19 protein-coding genes are annotated in these 21,269 nt (G+C 34.8%); 11 read left to right on the top strand and 8 right to left on the bottom strand.

All coding sequences use genetic code 11. From position 1 onward, the window contains the following. Positions 1-108 precede the first annotated feature (108 nt). Both J3U63_RS10380 and J3U63_RS10375 read right to left on the bottom strand, forming a co-directional pair. Positions 109-1,452 carry an ATP-binding protein gene (locus tag J3U63_RS10380; RefSeq protein WP_267333867.1) on the bottom strand — a complete coding sequence of 448 codons (1,344 nt, stop codon included), beginning with the start codon at positions 1,450-1,452 and terminating at the stop codon, positions 109-111. Next, positions 1,449-2,177 carry a winged helix-turn-helix domain-containing protein gene (locus tag J3U63_RS10375; RefSeq protein ID WP_267333868.1) on the bottom strand — a complete coding sequence of 243 codons (729 nt, stop codon included), beginning with the start codon at positions 2,175-2,177 and terminating at the stop codon, positions 1,449-1,451. Before J3U63_RS10375 ends, J3U63_RS10380 begins: the two co-directional genes overlap by 4 nt. Positions 2,178-2,333: 156 nt before the next feature. On the opposite strand from J3U63_RS10375, the gene J3U63_RS10370 reads away from it, so the two are divergent. The 4 genes from J3U63_RS10370 to J3U63_RS10355 are packed head-to-tail and all read left to right on the top strand — an operon-like array spanning position 2,334 to position 4,655. Continuing rightward, positions 2,334-3,062, top strand: coding sequence for an MtnX-like HAD-IB family phosphatase (locus J3U63_RS10370; protein WP_267333869.1), 729 nt, complete (start codon positions 2,334-2,336; stop codon positions 3,060-3,062). Positions 3,063-3,074: 12 nt separating this feature from the next. After that, on the top strand, positions 3,075-3,908 hold the full coding sequence (locus J3U63_RS10365; protein ID WP_065634529.1) for an alpha/beta hydrolase: 834 nt from the start codon (positions 3,075-3,077) through the stop codon (positions 3,906-3,908). Next, on the top strand, positions 3,908-4,264 hold the full coding sequence (locus tag J3U63_RS10360) for an EamA family transporter (RefSeq protein ID WP_267333870.1): 357 nt from the start codon (positions 3,908-3,910) through the stop codon (positions 4,262-4,264). The genes J3U63_RS10365 and J3U63_RS10360 overlap by 1 nt, the downstream gene beginning before the upstream one ends. Before the next feature lies 1 nt (position 4,265). Further along, positions 4,266-4,655 (top strand): DMT family transporter, encoded by a 390-nt coding sequence (locus tag J3U63_RS10355; RefSeq protein WP_065634527.1) that lies wholly within the window; start codon positions 4,266-4,268, stop codon positions 4,653-4,655. Positions 4,656-4,730: 75 nt separating this feature from the next. On the opposite strand, the gene J3U63_RS10350 is transcribed toward J3U63_RS10355, so the two are convergent. From J3U63_RS10350 to J3U63_RS10340, 3 genes are all read right to left on the bottom strand, one after another. Then, the gene (locus tag J3U63_RS10350; protein WP_267371430.1) at positions 4,731-5,603 is read right to left on the bottom strand and encodes an arginase family protein; all 873 of its coding nucleotides are present in this window, start codon (positions 5,601-5,603) and stop codon (positions 4,731-4,733) included. Then, positions 5,600-6,649, bottom strand: a complete 1,050-nt coding sequence (locus J3U63_RS10345; protein WP_267333872.1) for a GNAT family N-acetyltransferase — start codon at positions 6,647-6,649, stop codon at positions 5,600-5,602. Before J3U63_RS10345 ends, J3U63_RS10350 begins: the two co-directional genes overlap by 4 nt. An 80-nt stretch (positions 6,650-6,729) precedes the next feature. Beyond that, the gene (locus J3U63_RS10340; RefSeq protein WP_141671563.1) at positions 6,730-8,139 is read right to left on the bottom strand and encodes an aspartate aminotransferase family protein; all 1,410 of its coding nucleotides are present in this window, start codon (positions 8,137-8,139) and stop codon (positions 6,730-6,732) included. Between the two features lie 176 nt (positions 8,140-8,315). Here J3U63_RS10340 and J3U63_RS10335 point away from each other — a divergent pair, with 176 nt between their 5' ends. The 7 genes from J3U63_RS10335 (at position 8,316) to gyrB (ending at position 17,613) form a co-directional block, all read left to right on the top strand. Continuing rightward, on the top strand, positions 8,316-9,065 hold the full coding sequence (locus J3U63_RS10335; RefSeq protein ID WP_267344431.1) for a MipA/OmpV family protein: 750 nt from the start codon (positions 8,316-8,318) through the stop codon (positions 9,063-9,065). Between the two features lie 130 nt (positions 9,066-9,195). Then, positions 9,196-10,104: a recombination-associated protein RdgC gene (locus tag J3U63_RS10330; protein ID WP_267344430.1), complete on the top strand. Its 909-nt coding sequence runs from the start codon at positions 9,196-9,198 to the stop codon at positions 10,102-10,104. 192 nt (positions 10,105-10,296) lie between these two features. Then, entirely contained in the window at positions 10,297-11,394 is a 1,098-nt protein-coding gene (gene ompA / locus J3U63_RS10325) for a porin OmpA (RefSeq protein WP_267344429.1), read from the top strand. A 161-nt stretch (positions 11,395-11,555) separates the two neighbouring features. Further along, a complete protein-coding gene (gene dnaA / locus J3U63_RS10320) occupies positions 11,556-12,914 on the top strand; it encodes a chromosomal replication initiator protein DnaA (RefSeq protein WP_267367290.1) in 1,359 nt (452 codons plus the stop codon). Between the two features lie 15 nt (positions 12,915-12,929). After that, positions 12,930-14,033: a DNA polymerase III subunit beta gene (gene dnaN, locus J3U63_RS10315; protein ID WP_267333878.1), complete on the top strand. Its 1,104-nt coding sequence runs from the start codon at positions 12,930-12,932 to the stop codon at positions 14,031-14,033. Between the two features lie 52 nt (positions 14,034-14,085). Further along, entirely contained in the window at positions 14,086-15,159 is a 1,074-nt protein-coding gene (gene recF, locus J3U63_RS10310; protein WP_267371429.1) for a DNA replication/repair protein RecF, read from the top strand. A gap of 42 nt (positions 15,160-15,201) precedes the next feature. Then, positions 15,202-17,613 (top strand): DNA topoisomerase (ATP-hydrolyzing) subunit B, encoded by a 2,412-nt coding sequence (gene gyrB / locus J3U63_RS10305; RefSeq protein ID WP_267333880.1) that lies wholly within the window; start codon positions 15,202-15,204, stop codon positions 17,611-17,613. A 137-nt stretch (positions 17,614-17,750) separates the two neighbouring features. Here the strand turns inward: gyrB and J3U63_RS10300 are convergent, their stop codons facing one another. The 3 genes from J3U63_RS10300 to J3U63_RS10290 form a co-directional block, all read right to left on the bottom strand. Then, complete coding sequence (locus J3U63_RS10300; protein ID WP_267333881.1) at positions 17,751-19,235, bottom strand: hypothetical protein; 1,485 nt, start codon at positions 19,233-19,235, stop codon at positions 17,751-17,753. A gap of 98 nt (positions 19,236-19,333) precedes the next feature. Further along, entirely contained in the window at positions 19,334-20,722 is a 1,389-nt protein-coding gene (locus tag J3U63_RS10295) for a VWA domain-containing protein (RefSeq protein WP_267371427.1), read from the bottom strand. 62 nt (positions 20,723-20,784) lie between these two features. Next, positions 20,785-21,267: a hypothetical protein gene (locus tag J3U63_RS10290; protein WP_267333883.1), complete on the bottom strand. Its 483-nt coding sequence runs from the start codon at positions 21,265-21,267 to the stop codon at positions 20,785-20,787. Positions 21,268-21,269: the final 2 nt, after the last annotated feature.

Raw genomic sequence — 21,269 nt, 5'->3', positions numbered from 1 at the left:
CGTTGCATAAAGTAAGTATCATCTTATGATAACGTCAAAAAAATAAATTACTCACATATCACAATTATGATTATTTTTAATAAAAAAACATTGATTATAAAAAAATAATTAACAATCATTCGATTTTAATGAAACAACAAATCGTGCGCCACCCAATGGACTTGTCACCACAAATGCTTTGCCATCGTGAAATTCAGCCATTAGTTTTACATAAGCTAAACCAAGACCATAGCCGCCCGTTGAACGAGTTCGACTAGTATCTAACCGCGCAAAAGGCATAAAAATTTTTTCTCGAGCATCAAATGGAATACCTGGACCATCATCATCGATTTCAAACACAACGCCATTTTCTTGTTTGGTGATATTTAATACCGCTTTATGTGCTGCATATTTAAAAGCATTTAGCAGTAAATTTTTAACAATGGTTTCGGCTAAATTGATATCTATCACGGCTTGAGCATCTTGACTATTACACACTAACTCAAAGTCTTTGGGTTTGAATAATGCGAGTGATTGGCAAACTTTTTCGCTCCACTGTTTGAGTGATACTGCTGTTAAATTTAGCTCAATATTACTCTGCTGCATTTTAAAGTAACTTAAACTAGCATTAATTAACGTTTCAAGTTCGTTAATGTCATCATTCATACCTTTTTGTAGCAATAACCGTTCTTGTTCGTCGGTTGACTCTTCAAGCATGCTAAGTTCAAATCGCATTCGTGCCAGTGGGGTTCGAAGTTCATGCGCCATGGCATGTGAAATAGTTTGATTGGTCCCAACTAAATGTTCAATATGTGTCCCCATGTTATTAAGGACATTAGCCAATGGCTGAAATAACCAACCTTTGACATTTTCCGTTCGCGCCTTAAGATTACCCTGTCCTAACTGCTCAGCTGTCTGCCTAATATTAACTAAATCTTTCCAGACCGCACTGAAAGCAAAATAGATCAAAATAAAGAAGATAATAGCGCTAAATAATGCCCATATAATTAAAAAAACACTAAGTGACATAGTGTTAGATTTTAAAATATCGCGCATAACCATGGGCCCGAGTTGTAGCAACTTGCCATCGTTTAAATCGATATAGACAACCTCTTCATCACCATCGTATGAAAAACCTAATTTTTTTAACTCGTTGTGTACAGTTTCAGGCAGTGGTGTATTAGCGGGTAAAATGGTTATTGGATAACCAAAATAGGGTTGTAATTCATTGACCACTTCTTGAAGAGGGCGATGTTTATTTTCATTAATGCGCATGCGTATCAGGTTGACTGTGCCTCGTTGTGACTCACGAAACACAATATGATCATCTGGCATATCGGTTAATGATGAAGGTAAAGAATCAAATACGAGTAATGCACCATAAGCAATGATACATTGCAATGAAAGCAAAATGACCAGATAAAATACGATGCGGCGATTAAAAAAAAGGGGTTTTGCTAATAATTGGCTCAATGATTATCCCCTTCTCGCATAAATAAATAACCTTTGCCTCTTACTGTTTTAATGCGCGATGGATTATCGGGATCATCAAGTAATTTTCGACGTAGTCGAGAAATCCGAGCGTCAATTGAACGATCACTACCATCAAAATCAATTCCTCGAACTTGAGAAAAAATATCATCACGAGTCAATATATTACCGGCGTTAACAGCGAGTAACCAAAGCAAATCAAATTCAGCGGTGGTTAAATCAATTTCTTGATCTTGTAATAGCACCTTACGATTTTCACCATCAATAGTAAGATTATCAAAAACTAATGTTTTGTTATTGAGCGGAGCGGCTGTTTCTTTACTGCTATCTTTGTCTAATTCAATTTGTTTTCGCCGAAGTAGCGCTCGAATACGTGCAAGTAATAATCTTGGTTCAACAGGTTTAGCCAAATAGTCATCGGCACCCAGTTCTAAACCGACAATTTCATCAATATTATCTTCACTTGCTGTCATAATAAGAATGTAATTATTGAACCAAGTACGTATATCACGGCAGATATCAAAGCCAGATTTTTCCGGTAACATGACATCTAAAATGACTAAATCGGGATTAAATTGTTGAATTTTTTCTTCTGCACCATTACCACTATTATGCCATTGAACAAGATAACCTTGTCGAATCAAATAAACTTGTATTAAATTAGCAAGTCGCTGGTCATCTTCAATAATTAGTATACGTTCACTCATTCTTATTCTCAGTATGGTAACAGTAAGTAGTAAGGCCTTATTATACAGGCAATTTTATTCTCGTTACAAAATATATACAAAGAGCCTACAAAGTTTGAAATCACTCTATGAGAAAATTTGCGACAATATCGATAAATAGGCTATTTAATTTCAAAAATGAATAATTTTTCATCAATTACAAGTCATCTATTTCATCCATCTTATTCACAACATCATACGCCAATCGTGTTGTGTGATTTTGATGGTACCATTAGTGTTAAAGATGTAACAGATACTTTACTGAATCATTTCGGTAAAGACGGATGTGACGAACTTGAAGAGTTATGGGTGAATGGTAAAATTGGTTCTCAAGAGTGCATGAGTAAGCAAATTGCTTTGATGGATGCCAGTTTAGCAGAACTTAATGAAGTTTTATCACAAATTGAAATTGACCCAACCTTTAAGGCATTCATTGATTACACTGATCAAAACAACATACCGGTTCACGTTGTCAGCGACGGATTAGATTACGCAATTGAATTTGTGTTAAAACGTCATGGCATAGAAAATTTACCTATTTTTGCTAATAGATTATTACACGATAATGAACGTAGCTGGCGTCTTGAATTTCCTTATGCTAATCAAAATTGCATTAAACAAAGTGGAAATTGTAAATGTAATCACGTTAAAAAACAGCAATATTTTCCACAAATTCTTTATGTTGGTGATGGAACGTCTGATTATTGTGTTTCTCATAATGTGGATTTTGTTTTTGCCAAAGATAAATTGATTCATTATTGCCAAAAAAATAATATTGAACATAGTGCTATTAAATATTTTTCTGATGTTACTCAAGCATTAAAACAGTCACAGCAAGCACTTATTCCAACTGTGATGGTAAAATAATAGGAAATAATAATGAGTACAATTCAAGATTTATCTTACTTTTTACCAGGTAATAAAAATGGGGTGCTTTTAATTCATGGATTAACAGGTACACCAAATGAGATGAGAATTTTAGCAAATGGCCTACATAAAGCTGGATTCACCGTTTATGCAATACAATTAGCTGGCCATTGTGGGACTGAAGCCGATCTTTGTAAAACCACATGGCAAGATTGGTATAAAAGCGTACAAGATGGCGCAGATTATCTAGCCAACCATGTAGATAATATTTTTGTGGCGGGATTATCAATGGGCGCCCTGCTAGCGTTAAAGTTAGCAGCTGACAGACCTGAACAAATTAAGGGAGTGGGTGTGCTTGCGCCCACTTTTTATTATGATGGTTGGAGTATGCCTTTTTGGGCAAAAAAATTCTTTTTCTTACTCGTCTATTTTAAAAAATTAGGTATTTTTCAAAAAGTTTCTTTTATTGAAAAGCCGCCTTACGGGCTTAAAGATGAACGAATTCGTGCTGTCGTTTCAGAAAGTATGCTTAGTGGCGATGCAGCGTCTGCCGGCCTTGCTGGTAACCCTTTTCCGGCGCTGGCAGAAATGCAACTATTAGCAAAAAATGTACGACAAATTTTGCCGAATGTTACCTCACCTTGTTTAATTATGCATTCGGGTAATGATGATATCGCAAATATTGAAACCAATGCCAAATTAGTTGAAAAGCATGTATCGGGACCTAAAAAATTAATCGTATTAAATGAGAGTTATCATTTAATCACCATTGATTCTCAACGCCGCGAAGTGATTAAAGAATGTGTTTCTTTTTTTAACGGTATAGTAGAAGGAACAAACACTTAATGTCACCATTAGTCATCATACTTTGGGTTAGCAATATCTGTTTTGATACTTTAGGGCAAATAGCCTTTAAATTCGCTGCAACTTCAACAAATAATCGTGACGGTTGGTACTATTGGATCGATTTATCAAAAAATCATTGGATTTGGATTGGTATTATATCCTATATTGCTGAATTCCTACTTTGGTTAGCATTTTTAACATTAGTTCCACTGTCACAGGGTGTTTTACTTGCCTCATTTAATATTATTACCATCATGTTGGTTGGTCGTATTGTTTTTAAGGAACTTCTCACCTTTCATCGTATAGTTGGTATGCTTTTAATCACAGCTGGCGTTATTTTTGTGGGATTGTCTTAATATGGCACGATTTTATTTAATTGGCTTCACAGTATTACTCATCTTTGATACGATTGCACAATGCAGTTTTAAATTAGCAGCAATTCACGCTGAACCTTTAGCGATGAGTATTGATTGGCTGGTTCGCGTATTTACTAATCCATGGATCTATATATCAATTGCTGGTTATATTTTCACGTTTTTTACCTGGATGACCTTACTAAAAAAAGCACCAGTTGGACCCGCTTTTGCCGCTTCTCATTTTGAAGTGGTGACAGTTATGATCGCATCAATTTGGTTATTTAACGAGCCAATAACCTTATTTAAATTGATTGGAACAATATTAATTGTGTCAGGAATTGTGTTTTTAGCGATAGCTGAAAACAAATTAACTCAACAAAACAATCATTAAATTAAACCTAAATTATTCAATAAAGTGTAGGTAGTTTTCTATTAAAACAACTACACTTTCTATTCGATTTTTCAGTTATATAACTAATGCTTTTAACAAGGTCAAATTAAGTTGATGTTGTTCGCTTTGCCAAGTTTGTAACTTATCAGCCGGTATGATGGGTTGTTTATCTAACGAACTTAAAAAGCGCTTAAACCAGTTCGATGGTTGCCATATTGACAATTCGCCGGTGATATCACTACCAATAACACGCTGTTTAATCGATGAAATAACATCCAATAGGTGGTAAGTCTGTAACTGACCTTGATCCCAATTGGTATGAATAACCTCTTCACTTAATACATCTTTATCAATCGATAAATAAACGGGTTCTGCATTGTGATACTGTTCAGATAAAAAACTCGCAATAAGATCATCTGGAGTAGAAAAATGCCGAAATGCATGACCTAAACCTATTTTTTTTGCCCATGACACATTAACACCTAGGCTCCAATAAGTGAGTTTTTTATGAAAAAGTGGTTTCCATCTATTTTCCCAAAAATGGCTAATGCCAATATCATGTGAGGTAATACCCAATACGTGCACCTGTTTCACAAACGGTAAGCTTGCGACATAACTGACCCATGAACCACAATGAATACCAAATAAGTAACGCATATTATCGGGATGATTATCAAAAATTATTACTTCAATGGGATTTTCTGCTGAGTAATATTTCGCTAAACGCGCAATCAATAATAGTGAGATATGATGATAATCCCCGCTTCCCATCAAAACTGTACCATAATGCTCAGGTAAAAATTGTTGAAGTTTTGTGCTAAATTGTTGAAATTTAGTTCGAGAGCATCCAAAACGCAGAGTCTCTTGCCAAGCAGTTAAATCTATTTTTTTAGCATCACTAATTTCACCGACACTTTGATCAAAGTCGAGAATTATAGGGCATTTCATGCTACTTTCTCCTTGTCACTTTCAAAGTGACCAATCAATTTACGTATTACCACTCTTAATAAAGGATTGCGGATATAAACTAAATGCTTTGTTAACGTAAATTTGGCACCAAGTGATGCTTTAACTTCGGGATCGGTCCAACCGGCAATATAGTGACTAAAGCCGTTTTCAACTGCATATTCAAGATTAACAAACCAACTGACAAAATAGAGATTGAGATTTTGAGCTTGGGGGTAAACCATACCGATATATTTATCAATTAACATGTTATTGACCACGTAGCAGATATTGTAACCAATAAGTTCATTGTCATGATAATAAGTAAAAATACGTGTTTGAGCAGATTTGTTCTGTAATAATTGCACGAAAAATGGTTTAGTTAACAAATCAAAATGTACGTCGCTTTGCTGATAAACATTAAGATAAAGTTGATAATATTTATCTAAAACAGCATCATTAAAAAAACAGTCATCGCCACTATTTAAAACATTAATCTCTAGCTTTTGGCGAGATTTTAATTTCCGCCTAAAATTTTTTCGACGACTATATGAAAAACGTGAAAAAACTTCATCTAAGCTATCAAAATCTATAGGTAACCAAGCTAATGCTTGCCCTTCAACTTCAATAAAACCTTGATTTTTTAACGCCGATATAAATTCGGCAGAATATTGATTATCTTTATCACTCAATAAGGGGGAAGACAAAGGTAAATCTTTAACAATAACAAAAGGATATTCTTTGCTATAACTTGCTTTCAGGTTACCCGCTAATTTTTTTGCATCAACTTTATCATTGAGCATGCCATATTCAGAGACAGTTGTCCCAACAAAACATGTTTTAGGTTGTAACCAGTGCCGCCATTTTTTGGATAGTGGTAATTTTTCAATTTTATTTTTGAAATTATCATCAGCTGTTGTCAATAAATCGAACTTTGCTGAAAAAACAGGCACACCACCATCACTTAGCCAAGCAGCAAAATTATGTGGAGGATGATTTAAAAAATTGTCTATTAATTCATTAGGCTCTAACTGATTAATATATTTCATAACGATATAAATGTTAACTGATTGAATTGAATAAGAGATCCCGCCAATAGTCATTAGCGGGAAAATTTAGAAATAATGGATTAAAGCTCTTTTTTAGCTCGAGTAATTAACTGATCCAGTAATTCGATACCTTGATCAATCTCTTGACGAGTAATGTGTAGCGAAGGGGCAAATGTAATTACGTTTTTGTAATAGCCACCGATATCAAGCACTAAGCCCATTTTCGTACCTTTCCAATCAAGATCGCCTGACATACCAATGTCTACCATTTTATCAACCAAAGCTTTATTGGCTGTAAAACCATCATCAGTACAAATTTCAGCACGAAGTGCTAGACCTAAACCATCTACTTCACCGATCTCTTTGTGTTTTTTCTCTAGTGTTTTTAAGCCTTCAAGGAAATATGCACCGCTATCCATTACCATTTTTTCGTAATCAGTTTCAGACGTCATTTTTAACACTTCAAGACCAACGGCTGTACCTAGTGGATTTGATGCAAAAGTTGAATGCGTCGATCCAACAGGGAACACTTCTGGATTAATTAACTCTTCACGAGCCCACAAACCACCTAATGGATTTAAACCATTAGTTAATGCTTTAGCAAATACCACCACATCAGGTTTAACATCAAAATGTTCAATTGACCATAATTTACCAGTACGGTAAAAGCCCATTTGGATTTCATCTACAACTAATAAAATACCATATTGATCGAGAACTTTTTTCAAACCTTTAAAGTAATTACGTGGCGGAACAATATAACCACCCGTTGCTTGTAGTGGCTCAGCATAAAATGCAGCATATTCAGCCTGACCTACTTTTGGATCCCATACACCGTGATATTCTGTTTCAAATAAACGCGCAAATTCAGCAACTAAATGTTCACCATACTCTTCAGCAGTCATGCCTTTTGGACGACGGAACGGATATGGGAATGGAACAAACATAGCACGATCACCAAAATGTCCATAACGACGACGGTAACGGTAGCTTGACGTAATTGAAGAGGCACCCAGTGTACGTCCATGATATCCACCTTGGAAAGCAAACATCAGTGACTTACCACCTGTTGCATTACGAACAACTTTTAGCGAATCTTCAATACATTGTGAACCACCAACATTGAAATGCACTCGACCTTGATAACCAAATCGCTGCTCCATACCTTGAGCAATGGTTTTTGCTAATTCGATCTTGGTTGGATGCAAATATTGGCTTGCACACTGTGGTAAGGTATCAATCTGTTTTTTTAGAACATTGTTTAATCGTTCATTTGCATAACCAAAGTTACATGCTGAATACCACATTTGTAAATCAAGAAAGGCTTTACCTTCTTTGTCGTACATGTAGCTACCTTCACAGCCATCGAAAATTTTTGGCGGTTCAACATAATGAACGGTATCACCAAAAGAGCAATATTTGGCTTCGTCGGCCAATAGAGTGGCATCATCAGGGCGACTGTTAATCATTTCTAAAGTTGGTTTACTCATAATTTATCTCACTAATCCATATTCAAATATGATAAAATGTGGCATTATTATTCAAGAAATTTGTTTGTTACAATGTACAATTAATGTATAGATTTTGTGACCATTCATTTTAATTCAATTAAAACAAAAATATTCGACCAGATAATGGCATTAGAAATTTAATGGGTATAAAGAAAATGAAAAAATCGCGCTGTGCTACTTATATATTTACACTAATGACTTTAACATACATACCTATTGCTTCTGCTGATCCAACTTCTATTGGAATTGGAGCAGGTTGGGCAACATCACCATATAAAAATTACAGCTCGAAAATTTATCCAGTTCCACATATTGATTATGATAACGGTGTATTTTTTATCGATGATTTATCTGCAGGTGTTTATGCATATCAGGCCAATGGACAAAGTCTTTCAATTGGTGCTCGCTATTTAGCTAATGAATTTAAACCTCATGATTCTGATAATCACCGCTTAAAACAATTAGATACTCGCCATTCTACTCTACTTGCAGAAATCGAATATTCAATTGATACTGACTTCGGCAGTTTTTCTAGTAGTGTTGGTACCGATGTTCTTAATGAAAGTAACAGCATTTTAGCTAATGCTGATTATAGCTTACCTTACCTAGAGGGTAATTTAGTTATAGTACCAACCATTGGTATCAATTGGGCAAACAGCAAACATAACGATTATTACTATGGTGTGTCTCACAGAGAATCATCTCGCTCTGGATTACGTTATTTTAATGCTGATAGTTCAGTAACCCCTTATGCTGAAATCGGCGCCCAATATTCATTAACGGATAATATTGCTACTTTTGGTGGTGTTCACGTTGATAAATTAACCGGTGATGCTGCCGATAGTCCAATGGTAGACAGCAGTACAATTACTTCTGTTTATATGGGATTATCTTATAAATTCTAAGTGTTTTGGTCTATTTTAGAATTAAAGCTGATGATAAAACAATAGGTCAATCGTATTATTATCGTACGCTTTATTTACGACAATTATGGTAAAATAGTTATCCTAAATAAAACTTAGGAAGTGTAATAACATGCTTTGGTTTAAAAATGCCATTATTTACCAACTTAATAATGACACCTTACTAAATAAAGACACTATTGAAAAAGCAGTCAAATCCCAACTGTTTACACCCTGTGGTAACCTTGATACCACTAAAATAGGTTGGGTATCACCTTATCGTGATGATAACCAAGATAATTTAATTATTGATATCAATGGCCAATATTTACTACGTATAAAAAAAGAGACAAAAATATTACCTGCGCCAGTTATCAAACAAGCATTATTAGAAAAGATAGATAAACAAGAGCAAACATTAAGTAGAAAATTAACTAAAAATGAGAAAGCGACATTAAAAGATGAAGTCATGATTGATCTCATGCCTCGAGCCTTTAGTAAATATAATCACTATTGGCTTTGGATTGATACCGACAATAAACGTATCATTGTCGATAGTAGCAATTTTAAACAAGCCGAAGATATTTTAGCTATTTTACGTAAAGAGCTAGGCGCACTTGCCTTAACACCGTTATCAATTGATAAACCGCTAGAACAAATATTAACAACTTGGGCTAAAGAAAAACTTAGCTTTCCACCTTTTATATTAGGCGATCAAGCTGAATTGAAAGATCCGCTTGAAGGAAATGGCATTATTAGTTGCAAAAATCAAGATATCACTAGTGATGAAATGCTAATTCATTTTGATTCAGGAAAATGGATCACAAAAATGAAAATTATTGATGATAGAGGTGTGAATTTCATTGTACACAGTGATTTGACGTTAAAAAGAATCAAGTTTGACTCTATCATTTTAGATGAAAATGAAGACATCGGTTCAGATGAATTTGATAAGCGTCTCGAAGCTGATTTTATTATTATGTCAAACGTTTTAGCTAATACCATTAATGAGTTTACACTCGTGATTAACAAAATTATTTGATAATATTATTTAAATATTTTTTTAGTGTTCTATTATAAACTCTAGCTTTGCATATAAAGTATGCTATAATTACGAAAGATTATGTATAGCATAATTTACTTGAAGATAAATTATTATTAGTTTATTTCAAATAAACTTAAATAAAAACAAACTAAACAACGTCTATAACAACATATAAGTTGAGGCAAGAAAATGAAAAAAACAACTCTAGCTCTAGCAATTGCAGTTGCAAGCTTAACAGCTACTGCCGCTAACGCAGCATATGAAGACAACACTTTTTATACAGGTGCTAAATTAGGTTGGGGAGAACTTTATAGCTTAGATGCACATAAAGTTCGTGGTGATGATGAAATTGGCATTAAAACTTCAGACCGTAGCAACGTTGCTGGTGGTGCTTTTGTAGGCTTCCAAGCTAACCCTTATTTAGCATTTGAATTAGGCTATGATTGGTTAGGTTCAGCTAAATATAAAAGAACTTGGTCAGATGATAATACCAAAGCAGGTAACAGCAAAGTTTCTGCGCAAGGTGTTTCTTTAACTGGTAAATTAAGCTATCCATTATCATTCATCTCTGACGATTTAGATGTTTACGGTCGTGCTGGTGGTATGGTGACTATTGCTAAATGGAAAAACAGTGGTGACTATAAAGACTATTATGGTCATGGTGGCACTAAAACTGATGTATCTCCAGTTTATGCATTAGGTCTTGATTATCGCTTAGACGAAGACTTCTCTACTCGTTTAGAGTACCAATACACTCAACATATTCATACTAAAAGTGATGCATCACCTGATTCAGGCTTGTTAACTTTAGGTATTACTTACCGTTTAGGTTCTCCAGCAGTTGCTGCTCCAGAAGTTGAAGTTAAAACTCAAGAAAACCGTTATGTATTAAACGAAGATGTTCTATTTGCTTATGCAAAAGCTGATTTAAAACCAGAAGGACGTCAAGCACTTGATAACCTATTAACATCTCTTGTTAAAATTAACCCAACTCAAAGTGCAATTGTTGTAATTGGTCATACTGACCGTATTGGTTCAGACAGCTACAACCAAAAACTATCTGAACAACGTGCACATTCAGTAATGAAATACCTAGTAGAAAAAGGTGTTCCAGCTGATTTAATTAGTGCTCGTGGTATGGGTAAATCTCAACCAGTTACAGGTACTAAATGTAATGCACTTCGCGGCGCTGACTTAAAAGCATGTTTAGCACCAGATCGTCGTGTTGAAATTGAAGTTAAAGCACGTAACGTTAAAGAAGTGAAAGTGATCGACTCAACCAATTAATTTTGATTGATTTAATCACTAAAACCCGGCTGATGCCGGGTTTTTTATTTATAAGATTTGGTTAGTAACTAAATAATATATCACCTTCGATCTATAAATTACCCACAAAAAAGATTATAATCAGTACTGTTTTGTTAGTAATTATAATTAAAGGGGTTATTGTGCCTACCGCTATTTGGCAAGATTGTCTTTCTCAATTACAAGAAGAACTTCCGACAACTGAATTTAATTTATGGATTCGGCCATTGCAAGCGGAAATGGTTGATAATAAACTTTACATCTATGCCCCAAATAGATTTGTGCTCGATTGGGTTCGAAATAAATATCTCTCAACTATCACACAACTATTAAATAAACATTTCAATAACGATTCTTTAAAGCTATATCTTGAAGTTGGCTCTACGTTATCAATTGATAAAAAAGTCAAAAAGGAACAACCGAAAGCTGATCTGGCTCCGGCATGGAAAACAACTAAAGAAAATAATAGTAACTATAATTATCATTCAGGAATCAATCAAAAACATACCTTTGATAGTTTTGTAGAAGGTAAATCTAACCAACTTGCTGTCGCGGCGGCAAAACAAGTGGCAGAAAACCCAGGTAAAGCCTATAACCCATTATTTTTATATGGATCAACAGGTTTGGGCAAAACACATTTATTGCATGCAGTTGGTAACCAAATAATTGAAGAACAAAATAATGCAAAAGTTGTTTATATGCATTCGGAACGATTTGTGCAAGATATGGTCAAAGCATTACAAAATAATGCTATTGAAGAATTTAAAAATTACTATCGATCAGTTGATGCGTTATTAATTGATGATATCCAATTTTTTGCCAATAAAGAGCGTTCACAAGAAGAATTTTTTCATACTTTTAACTCATTATTAGAAGGTAATCAACAAATTATCTTGACATCTGATCGCTATCCGAAAGAAATAAATGGTGTTGAAGATCGTTTAAAATCACGTTTTGGTTGGGGGCTAACAATAGCAATAGAACCACCAGAGCTTGAAACTCGCGTTGCGATACTAATGAAAAAAGCAGAAGAAAATCATATAAAGTTACTTGAAGAAGTAGCATTTTTTATTGCTAAACGCTTACGTTCTAATGTACGAGAACTAGAAGGTGCATTAAACCGAGTCATTGCCAATGCTAATTTTACAGGTAAAGCGATAACGATTGATTTTGTTAAAGATGCGTTAAAAGATTTACTCGCATTGCAAGAAAAACTTGTGACTATTGAAAATATTCAAAAAACTGTGGCGGAATATTATAAAATTAAAGTATCAGACCTATTATCTAAACGCCGCTCTCGCTCTGTAGCAAGACCTCGTCAAGTTGCGATGGCATTAGCTAAAGAATTAACCAATAAAAGTTTACCTGAAATTGGTGATGGATTTGGTGGCAGAGATCACACTACAGTTTTACATGCATGTCGAAAAATTGCAGAATTAAAAGAAGAAAACAATGATATTAAAGAGGATTATTCCAATTTAATTCGAACATTATCAACTTAAAAAAGAATCAACATTATGAAATTTATTATTGATCGCGAAAAACTTATCAAACCACTGCAACTTGTCAGCGCACCTTTAAGTAGCCGTCCAACGTTACCCATTTTAGGTAATTTATTATTACAAGTGAACGATAATACTTTATCAATGACAGGCACCGATCTTGAAATCGAAATGATTGCGCATTTACCTTTAACCGAAGCAAATGAACCGGGTGCAACAACAGTTCCAGCAAGAAAATTCCTCGATATCTGTCGAAATTTACCCAATAATGCGCAAATTTCGATAACCGTTGACGATAATCGATTAATAATTCAATCGGGTCGAAGTAAATTTTCCTTAGCGACCTTACCTGCTAGTGATTTTCCTAATTTAGAAAATTGGCAAAGCGATGTTGATCTTGCAGTTCCGCAAAAAACAATAAAACGACTTATTGATGCTGTTCAATTTTCAATGGCTAATCAAGATGTAAGATATTACTTAAATGGTATGTTATTTGAAATTGAAGACGGTCTATTAAAGACAGTTGCAACTGATGGGCATCGTTTAGCCGTTTGTGCTCAACCAATTGGTCAAAATATTGCTAGCCCTTGCTCAGTCATTATGCCAAGAAAAGGGGTGATAGAACTTGCAAAATTAGTTGCCGATAATGAAGAACTGATTAATATGCAAATTGGTAATAATAATTTACGCGTTAATCTTGGCGATTTTACCTTCACTTCAAAACTCATCGATGGTAGATTTCCCGACTATAAACGCGTATTACCTAGAAACCCAGATAAACCACTTGAAGTATCCTGTGATGAATTAAGAAATGCATTATCTCGCGTGGCAATTTTATCCAACGAAAAATTTCGTGGAATAAGATTATACGTACATAATGATCAGATAAAAATTACGGCCAATAACCCAGAACAAGAAGAAGCAGAAGAATTAATTGATGTTAAATATCAATCATCAGAGCTCGAAATCGGCTTCAATGTCACCTATTTATTAGATATATTAAATACTCTAAGATGTGATAGCGTACAACTTTTATTAACTGATGCAACATCCAGTGTTCAAATTGAAGATATAAATGATCAATCTGCCACATATGTTGTCATGCCAATGCGCTTATAATCATAACTTCTCTTAGCTTCTGATCCCAGTCGGAAGCCTTATTTTATACTATATGACAATTTCACAAATCAAAATTCATCATTTTCGTAATATTGATCATGCCGAGTTATCGTTATCTCGGCATTTTAACTACATCATTGGTGATAATGGTAGTGGAAAAACTAGCCTACTTGAAGCAATATACATGCTTGGGCATGGCCGGGCATTTAGACATATTCAATCCAATCGAATTATACAACATGAACAACCTGAATTAATTTTATTTAGCCAAATTGAATCTGCCAATCAACAAACACGCACAATTGGCTTATCAAAAACACGCAATAATGAAAACAAAATAAAAATTGATGGTGATGAAGGTTTTCGGCTCACTGATTTAGCAAAACTATTGCCTATTGAACTCATTACGCCAGAGGGTTTTGATTTACTCACTGGTGGTCCTAAATATCGACGAGCTTTTATCGATTGGGGCTGCTTTCACCATTACCCTGAATTTGTCTATCTTTGGAACAATTTAAAACGATTATATAAACAGCGTAATGCGTTATTAAAACAATCTTATAACTATAACCAACTATTACCTTGGGATAAACAGCTAGTCCCAGTTGCTGAAAAAATAAGCCAGATTAGAGCGGATTATACTCACCATATTTTTCCAAAAATTATAAAAACCTGTGTAGATTTTCTACCTGAATATCAATTAAATTGCCTGTACTATCAAGGTTGGGAACACAGCAGTGATTATGCAGAAATACTTTACAAGCAATTTGAACGAGATAAATTACTTAATTATACCTCGCTAGGTCCACATAAAGCAGATATCAAATTGCGAGTTGACAACATTCCCGTTGAAGATCTTTTATCACGTGGTCAGTTAAAACTACTCATGTGTGCTTTACGTTTATCACAAGGTGAGTATTATTCAAAACAAACAGGGCAATCATGTATTTATTTAATTGATGATTTTGCTTCTGAACTTGATAACAATAAACGAAATCTATTAGCAAAACGTTTAAAACTTGCAAATTCACAAGTGTTTATTACAGCCGTTAACCAAGACCAAATAACCCAGATGATCGATGAAAATGATAAGATTTTTAACATAAAATCTGGTATAATTTCATAATTGTACGAAACGATAAAAGAAATTAAATAGGTCAAAAAATCCATGTCTAACTCTTATGATTCATCTAGTATTAAAGTGCTTAAAGGGCTTGATGCAGTCCGCAAACGTCCTGGTATGTATATTGGAGATACCGATGATGGAACAGGCCTTCATCATATGGTTTTTGAAGTCGTTGATAATGCCATTGACGAAGCATTAGCAGGTTACTGTAACCATATCGAAGTAATCATTCATCCTGATAACTCTGTATCCGTTCGTGATGATGGACGCGGTATTCCAACGGGTATACATAAAGAAGAAGGTATCTCAGCAGCTGAAGTCATCATGACTGTTTTGCATGCTGGTGGTAAATTCGATGATAATTCCTATAAAGTATCGGGTGGTTTACACGGTGTTGGTGTTTCGGTAGTTAATGCTTTATCTGATAAATTAGAACTTGTCATTTATCGTGAAGGAAAAATACACAAGCAAACCTATCATTTAGGTGTGCCAGAAGAACCGCTTAAAGTTATTGGTGAAACCACTGAATCAGGGACTTATGTTCGTTTTTGGCCAAGTCCAAAAACGTTCACCAATATTGAATTTGTCTATGAACATTTAGCAAAAAGGCTACGCGAACTATCATTTTTAAACTCTGGTGTTTCTATTAAACTCATTGATGAACGTACAGGTAAAAGTGAGCACTACCATTATGAAGGTGGTATTAAAGCATTTGTAGAATATTTGAATAAGAATAAGAATCCAATTCATCCTAAAATATTCTACTTTAGTACTGAAAAAGATAATATTGGTGTTGAAGTTGCATTGCAATGGAACGATGGTTACCAAGAAAATATCTACTGTTTTACTAATAATATTCCTCAACGTGATGGTGGTACCCATTTAGCCGGTTTTCGTGGTGCTATGACTCGTACACTAAACAATTACATGGAAAGCGAAGGGTACAGTAAAAAAGCAAAAATTAGTGCCACCGGTGACGATGCACGTGAAGGGCTTATTGCTGTCGTATCTGTCAAGGTTCCCGACCCTAAATTCTCATCACAAACTAAGGACAAATTGGTTTCATCAGAAGTTAAATCAGCAGTGGAATCGGTTATGGGTGAAAAGTTAACCGAATACCTACTTGAAAATCCTTCTGATGCGAAAATTGTTGTCGGTAAAATTATCGATGCAGCCAGAGCGCGTGAAGCAGCACGTAAAGCACGTGAAATGACTCGACGCAAAGGCGCATTGGATTTAGGCGGTTTACCTGGCAAACTTGCTGACTGCCAAGAAAAAGATCCTGCTTTATCTGAACTTTATTTAGTGGAAGGGGACTCTGCGGGCGGTTCAGCCAAACAAGGACGAAACCGTAAAAACCAAGCAATTTTACCATTAAAAGGTAAAATTCTAAATGTTGAAAAAGCTCGCTTTGATAAAATGCTCTCTTCTCAAGAAGTCGCAACATTAATTACAGCATTAGGTTGTGGGATTGGTCGTGATGAGTATAATCCAGATAAAATGCGATATCATAGCATTATCATCATGACCGATGCCGATGTCGATGGTTCACATATTCGCACATTATTACTCACGTTTTTCTATCGTCAAATGCCAGAAATTATTGAACGTGGTTATGTTTATATCGCACAACCTCCACTCTATAAAGTTAAAAAAGGCAAACAGGAACAATACATTAAAGATGATGATGCAATGACACAATTTCAAATTGCATTAGCATTAGAAGATGCCTCATTACATGTTAATGATCATGCACCAGCACTTGCTGGCGAAGCGCTTGAAAAACTGATTGCTGAATATCAAAAAGTTGAAAAACTCATTACCAAAATGGAACGTCGTTACCCTAAAGCGTTACTTTCTGAATTGGTTTATCATGATGTTTTAGATGAAAGTATTTTACAGAATCAACAATCAGCACAACATTGGGCTAAAACCATTATTGATAATTTAGCCAGCAAAGAACAACACGGTAGCAGTTATCGCTATTCAGCAGACTACAACGATAAAACACAATTATATGTGCCAATAATTAAAGTAAGAACACATGGTGTTGATAATAACTATGCATTAGATCAAGTGTTTATTCATAGTAATGAATACCGTAATATTTGTCATTTAGGTGCGCAATTAAAAGGTTTACTGGAAGATGGTGCTTTCATTCAACGAGGTGATCGCAAACAGCCAGTTAACTCATTTGAAGAGGCAGTAGATTGGTTAATTCGTGAATCTCGTCGTGGTTTAACCATTCAACGCTATAAAGGGCTTGGTGAAATGAACCCAGAACAGTTATGGGAAACAACTATGGATCCAACCAGCCGTCGCATGTTACAAGTGACCATAAAAGATGCAATCGAAGCTGATCAGCTGTTTACTACCTTAATGGGAGATGAAGTTGAACCACGTCGCTTATTTATTGAAGAAAATGCGCTAAAAGCGGCTAATCTTGATTTTTAACAGCCTATCAGCCCTATTACAGATAACAAAAAACCAGATAAACATCTGGTTTTTTTATAGTGATTAATAGTGATGGCTAAAGCAAATTAGCCTTATTTTGTAAGATAAGTTAATGCCTTAATACTTTATTATTGTCTTTATTGGCAAACAGGTCTATTTATTTTCAAATCAGACACCGCATTGTTCATCTGTTTAATCATATCTTTTGGACTCTGAGCGATATAGACCTTCCCTCCTGTCATATCCGCAACACAATCAATTTTATGTTCGCCTGCTATATCGACAATGTTAATTTTTAATTTTGGTTTCTGCGTCGAAATATAATTCGCTAAAGTACAAATATTATTCCTTGAACAGCTATCTTCACCATCACTGATGATCAAGATATAATCATTACGATTCACACCATCTAGCATACTACTCGCTTTTTCAAGTCCGCTATAAAGTGGTGTTCCACCCCCACCTGCACCTGATGGATTAAGTCTGGTGATATTATTTTTTAAAATACTACGACCAGCATAATCATAAAATTGCGTAAAATTTGCCGCCGGACAGCGATTTAACGTGACAAGCGATATACCAATATTGGGTTGTATTTTATCGATACTCGATAACGCTACGCTTTTACTTGTTGATAAACGACTGGGTAAACGCGTCATTTTTTTCTGATAATCAACTTTTTCCTGTTCGGACATATTACGAGGATAACCATAAGACAGGTATTGAAAAAATTGCTCAACTTCTGCTGGCGATTCAGCTAAAGTTGCAGTCATCGATAGGGAATTATCAAACACAATAACCATTTTCGATGGATTTGGATTGTTCTTTATCTCATCTTGAGTGATACAATTAGGCGGATTTTTAACCTTAGGTTTTGGTTTAACTTTGGGTACTTCTTGAGTATTAATGATAGGCTCTGGCTCTATAGCAGGTACGGGATCAGGTTCTGGCGTAGCGACAACTTGCGGCGCTTTCGGAGGTTCCACTACCGGTGCCGGCTTAGATACAGGTTCAGGTTTATTGACTAATACTGGCGGAATAATAATTAACTCAGGTACAGATTGCACCTTGTTTTCTGGTGAAGATGGATAAAAAATGTACCACAATAGGCTCAATAATCCTAGTAATAGCAATGCCAAAATTAACCAGTACCACCAACGCCAAAATGATTTTGAAACCGTAACAGGGGGAATAACCGGTTGCGATAAAACGGGTTTTGCTAGATCGAAAATAATAATGGGTTCATCATTAATAACAAAAATTTGATTGGCTAAATTTTTTATTCTAGGCAACCATAAAGCTACCAATTTTTGTTGTTCATCATTTAAAGGAATTGATTTAATCGCCGTTTCAATATCATTAATTCGCGTGGTTAATGTATCTTTTATTTTTTGCTTATGCGATTCATCTGCAACATGATCAATTAATATCGGTTGCCCTTCAAGATGAGTATACCAACCTAAATAGTCATTGTTACTCATAAGTTTAGGTATAGCAAAAATAGAAAAAGTGCGTTCTGTCAAATGCGGTTTTAACAACGATAACATTAAGGAGTATTGCTCCAATAAAGCCAACTTAGTTGAATCATTATGATCAATTGAAATCCGGGTTATTCGTTGCATTATTCACGCATTTCCTTCTATTTTGAACGTATAATAAACAAGCTATTAACTCAAGGCTGTTTTTATCAACAACATCAAAAATTTATTATCGCTTTACACTACTCACAAATCGGTTTACTAATATTCATATCAGACACAGCATGATTCATTTGATTGACAATTTCTGTTGGATTTTGTGCAATGTAAACTTTACCACCAGTACTTTGAGCAACACAGTCAATTTTATGTTGCCCTGCAATGTCGACAATATTAATTTTCAAACGTGGTTGCTTAGCCGCTATATTACTCGCTAAGGTACAAATATTACTTTTAGTACAATTATCATCACCATCACTAATAATTAAAATATAGTCATCACGATTTACGCCATTAAGTAATTTACTGGCTTGTTGTATACCACTATAAAGTGGCGTTGCGCTGTTATATTCTAACGGATTTAATTTATTGATTTTATTTTTTAACTTTGATCGATTAGTATAATTATAAAATGATGTGGTTTGAGCGACAGGGCAACTTGTAAGTGTCACTAATGCGATATCAATATTTTGCTGTATTTTATCAATTGTGGATAGTGCCACTTTTTTACTACTTGATAAACGATTAGGTAACCTAGTCATCTTTGCTTCATAAGCGTTGGCTTGACTTTCTGACATGGAATTCAAATTAGTTTTTAAATATTGATCTATTGCGGATTTTGACTCCATTAATGTCAATGTCATTGATGCTGAATTATCAAATATTATTACCATTTTAGAGGCGTCATTATTATGGGCGACGTCTTCTTTTCGAATACAATTTTTAGCTACTGGCTCAGGCACAGGTTGCTGAACAACAGGTTCAGGCTCTTTCGTCGGCGGTTCAACAACAGGAGCTGGTGGCTTGTTAACTAACACAGGCGGAATAATTATTAACGCCGGAATAACATCAGGCTTTTTATCTTTATTAAATGGGCAAAAAAAGTACCCTAACACACCTAAAAGTCCTAATAGCAATAATGCCAACAATAACAAATACCACCATCGCCAAAATGATTTTGGGGCAACCACAGGAGGAACCGGCGTAGGTTTGGGTAAAATTGGTTCTTCAAAAGAATTAATAATGACAGGTTCACCATTAACAAGATAAATTTGATTACCTAAACTTTTAATTCTTGGTAACCAAGACGAAACTAATGTTTGTTGCTCACTATCTAAACGCATTGACTTAACGGATAATTCAATATCGTTGATGCGTGTTTGTAACGTTTCAGTAACTTGTTTCTTCACGAGCTCATCATTAACATCACTCAGTGAAGTAGGCTGTCCTTGAAGTTCGGTGTACCAACCTAAATATTGATTATCATCAATTAATCGAGGTATCGCGAGAATTGAAAATGATCGCTGAGTTAAATTGGGCTTTAACAACGATAACAAAGAATTATATTGATCCAATAAAGCCATTTTTTGTGAGTCATTATGGTCAACTATAACCCTTGCTATTCGTTGCATGCGCAATATATTCCTTAATTTTAACTTTTCAAATAAATAATACTGTTCAAGTTTTCAGATAGCTAAATATTTAGTGCTTTCTGTAATTGTTGAAGTTTTTTATTTAATTTATCCAGTTCGACCTGTTTTTCTACTTCTGATTTGTTTGATTTATTTACTTGATTATACTGTTGCTCAATGTCATTAACTTGTTTTAATAAATCGTCACGACCTTTCGCTTTTGCTTTTATTTCGCTCGTTAATTTAGACAGATCTTGCTTTAACTTCTGCTGCTGAGCTTGTTTCTGTTTTACACTCAACGTAGTATCGTTTTTCTGTTTTTCGATATTTGCATAAATCTCTTTAAATTGTTGATTAGCCCTTTGTTCGTTCTCAAGAATTTGTTTTTTCTGATCAATTCTAGCCTGATAATTACCGGAATAATTGCAACTTATTTTATCCATAATACCGATATTAGTATTTTTAGGATCACATTGTTCTGGAGTTGTAGAACAGCCGGCGAGTAAAGCAAGCGATAAAATAGAGATAAAAGATATTTTTTTCATAA

The sequence above is a fragment of the Gilliamella sp. B2838 genome (assembly GCF_026536185.1).
Taxonomy (GTDB): Bacteria; Pseudomonadota; Gammaproteobacteria; order Enterobacterales; family Orbaceae; genus Gilliamella.
This window is presented reverse-complemented; position numbering and strand designations above follow the sequence as displayed.

What these genes read in the sequence shown, in the direction of transcription:
- J3U63_RS10355 (WP_065634527.1), top strand. Translation starts at nt 4,266, where the DNA reads ATGGCACGATTTTATTTAATTGGCTTCACAGTATTACTCATCTTTGAT.
- J3U63_RS10295 (WP_267371427.1), bottom strand. Translation starts at nt 20,722, where the DNA reads ATGCAACGAATAGCAAGGGTTATAGTTGACCATAATGACTCACAAAAA.
- ompA (WP_267344429.1), top strand. Translation starts at nt 10,297, where the DNA reads ATGAAAAAAACAACTCTAGCTCTAGCAATTGCAGTTGCAAGCTTAACA.
- J3U63_RS10335 (WP_267344431.1), top strand. Translation starts at nt 8,316, where the DNA reads ATGAAAAAATCGCGCTGTGCTACTTATATATTTACACTAATGACTTTA.
- J3U63_RS10360 (WP_267333870.1), top strand. Translation starts at nt 3,908, where the DNA reads ATGTCACCATTAGTCATCATACTTTGGGTTAGCAATATCTGTTTTGAT.
- J3U63_RS10300 (WP_267333881.1), bottom strand. Translation starts at nt 19,235, where the DNA reads ATGCAACGAATAACCCGGATTTCAATTGATCATAATGATTCAACTAAG.
- J3U63_RS10365 (WP_065634529.1), top strand. Translation starts at nt 3,075, where the DNA reads ATGAGTACAATTCAAGATTTATCTTACTTTTTACCAGGTAATAAAAAT.
- J3U63_RS10375 (WP_267333868.1), bottom strand. Translation starts at nt 2,177, where the DNA reads ATGAGTGAACGTATACTAATTATTGAAGATGACCAGCGACTTGCTAAT.
- J3U63_RS10350 (WP_267371430.1), bottom strand. Translation starts at nt 5,603, where the DNA reads ATGAAATGCCCTATAATTCTCGACTTTGATCAAAGTGTCGGTGAAATT.
- J3U63_RS10370 (WP_267333869.1), top strand. Translation starts at nt 2,334, where the DNA reads ATGAATAATTTTTCATCAATTACAAGTCATCTATTTCATCCATCTTAT.
- dnaN (WP_267333878.1), top strand. Translation starts at nt 12,930, where the DNA reads ATGAAATTTATTATTGATCGCGAAAAACTTATCAAACCACTGCAACTT.
- J3U63_RS10345 (WP_267333872.1), bottom strand. Translation starts at nt 6,649, where the DNA reads ATGAAATATATTAATCAGTTAGAGCCTAATGAATTAATAGACAATTTT.
- J3U63_RS10340 (WP_141671563.1), bottom strand. Translation starts at nt 8,139, where the DNA reads ATGAGTAAACCAACTTTAGAAATGATTAACAGTCGCCCTGATGATGCC.
- gyrB (WP_267333880.1), top strand. Translation starts at nt 15,202, where the DNA reads ATGTCTAACTCTTATGATTCATCTAGTATTAAAGTGCTTAAAGGGCTT.
- J3U63_RS10290 (WP_267333883.1), bottom strand. Translation starts at nt 21,267, where the DNA reads ATGAAAAAAATATCTTTTATCTCTATTTTATCGCTTGCTTTACTCGCC.
- J3U63_RS10330 (WP_267344430.1), top strand. Translation starts at nt 9,196, where the DNA reads ATGCTTTGGTTTAAAAATGCCATTATTTACCAACTTAATAATGACACC.
- recF (WP_267371429.1), top strand. Translation starts at nt 14,086, where the DNA reads ATGACAATTTCACAAATCAAAATTCATCATTTTCGTAATATTGATCAT.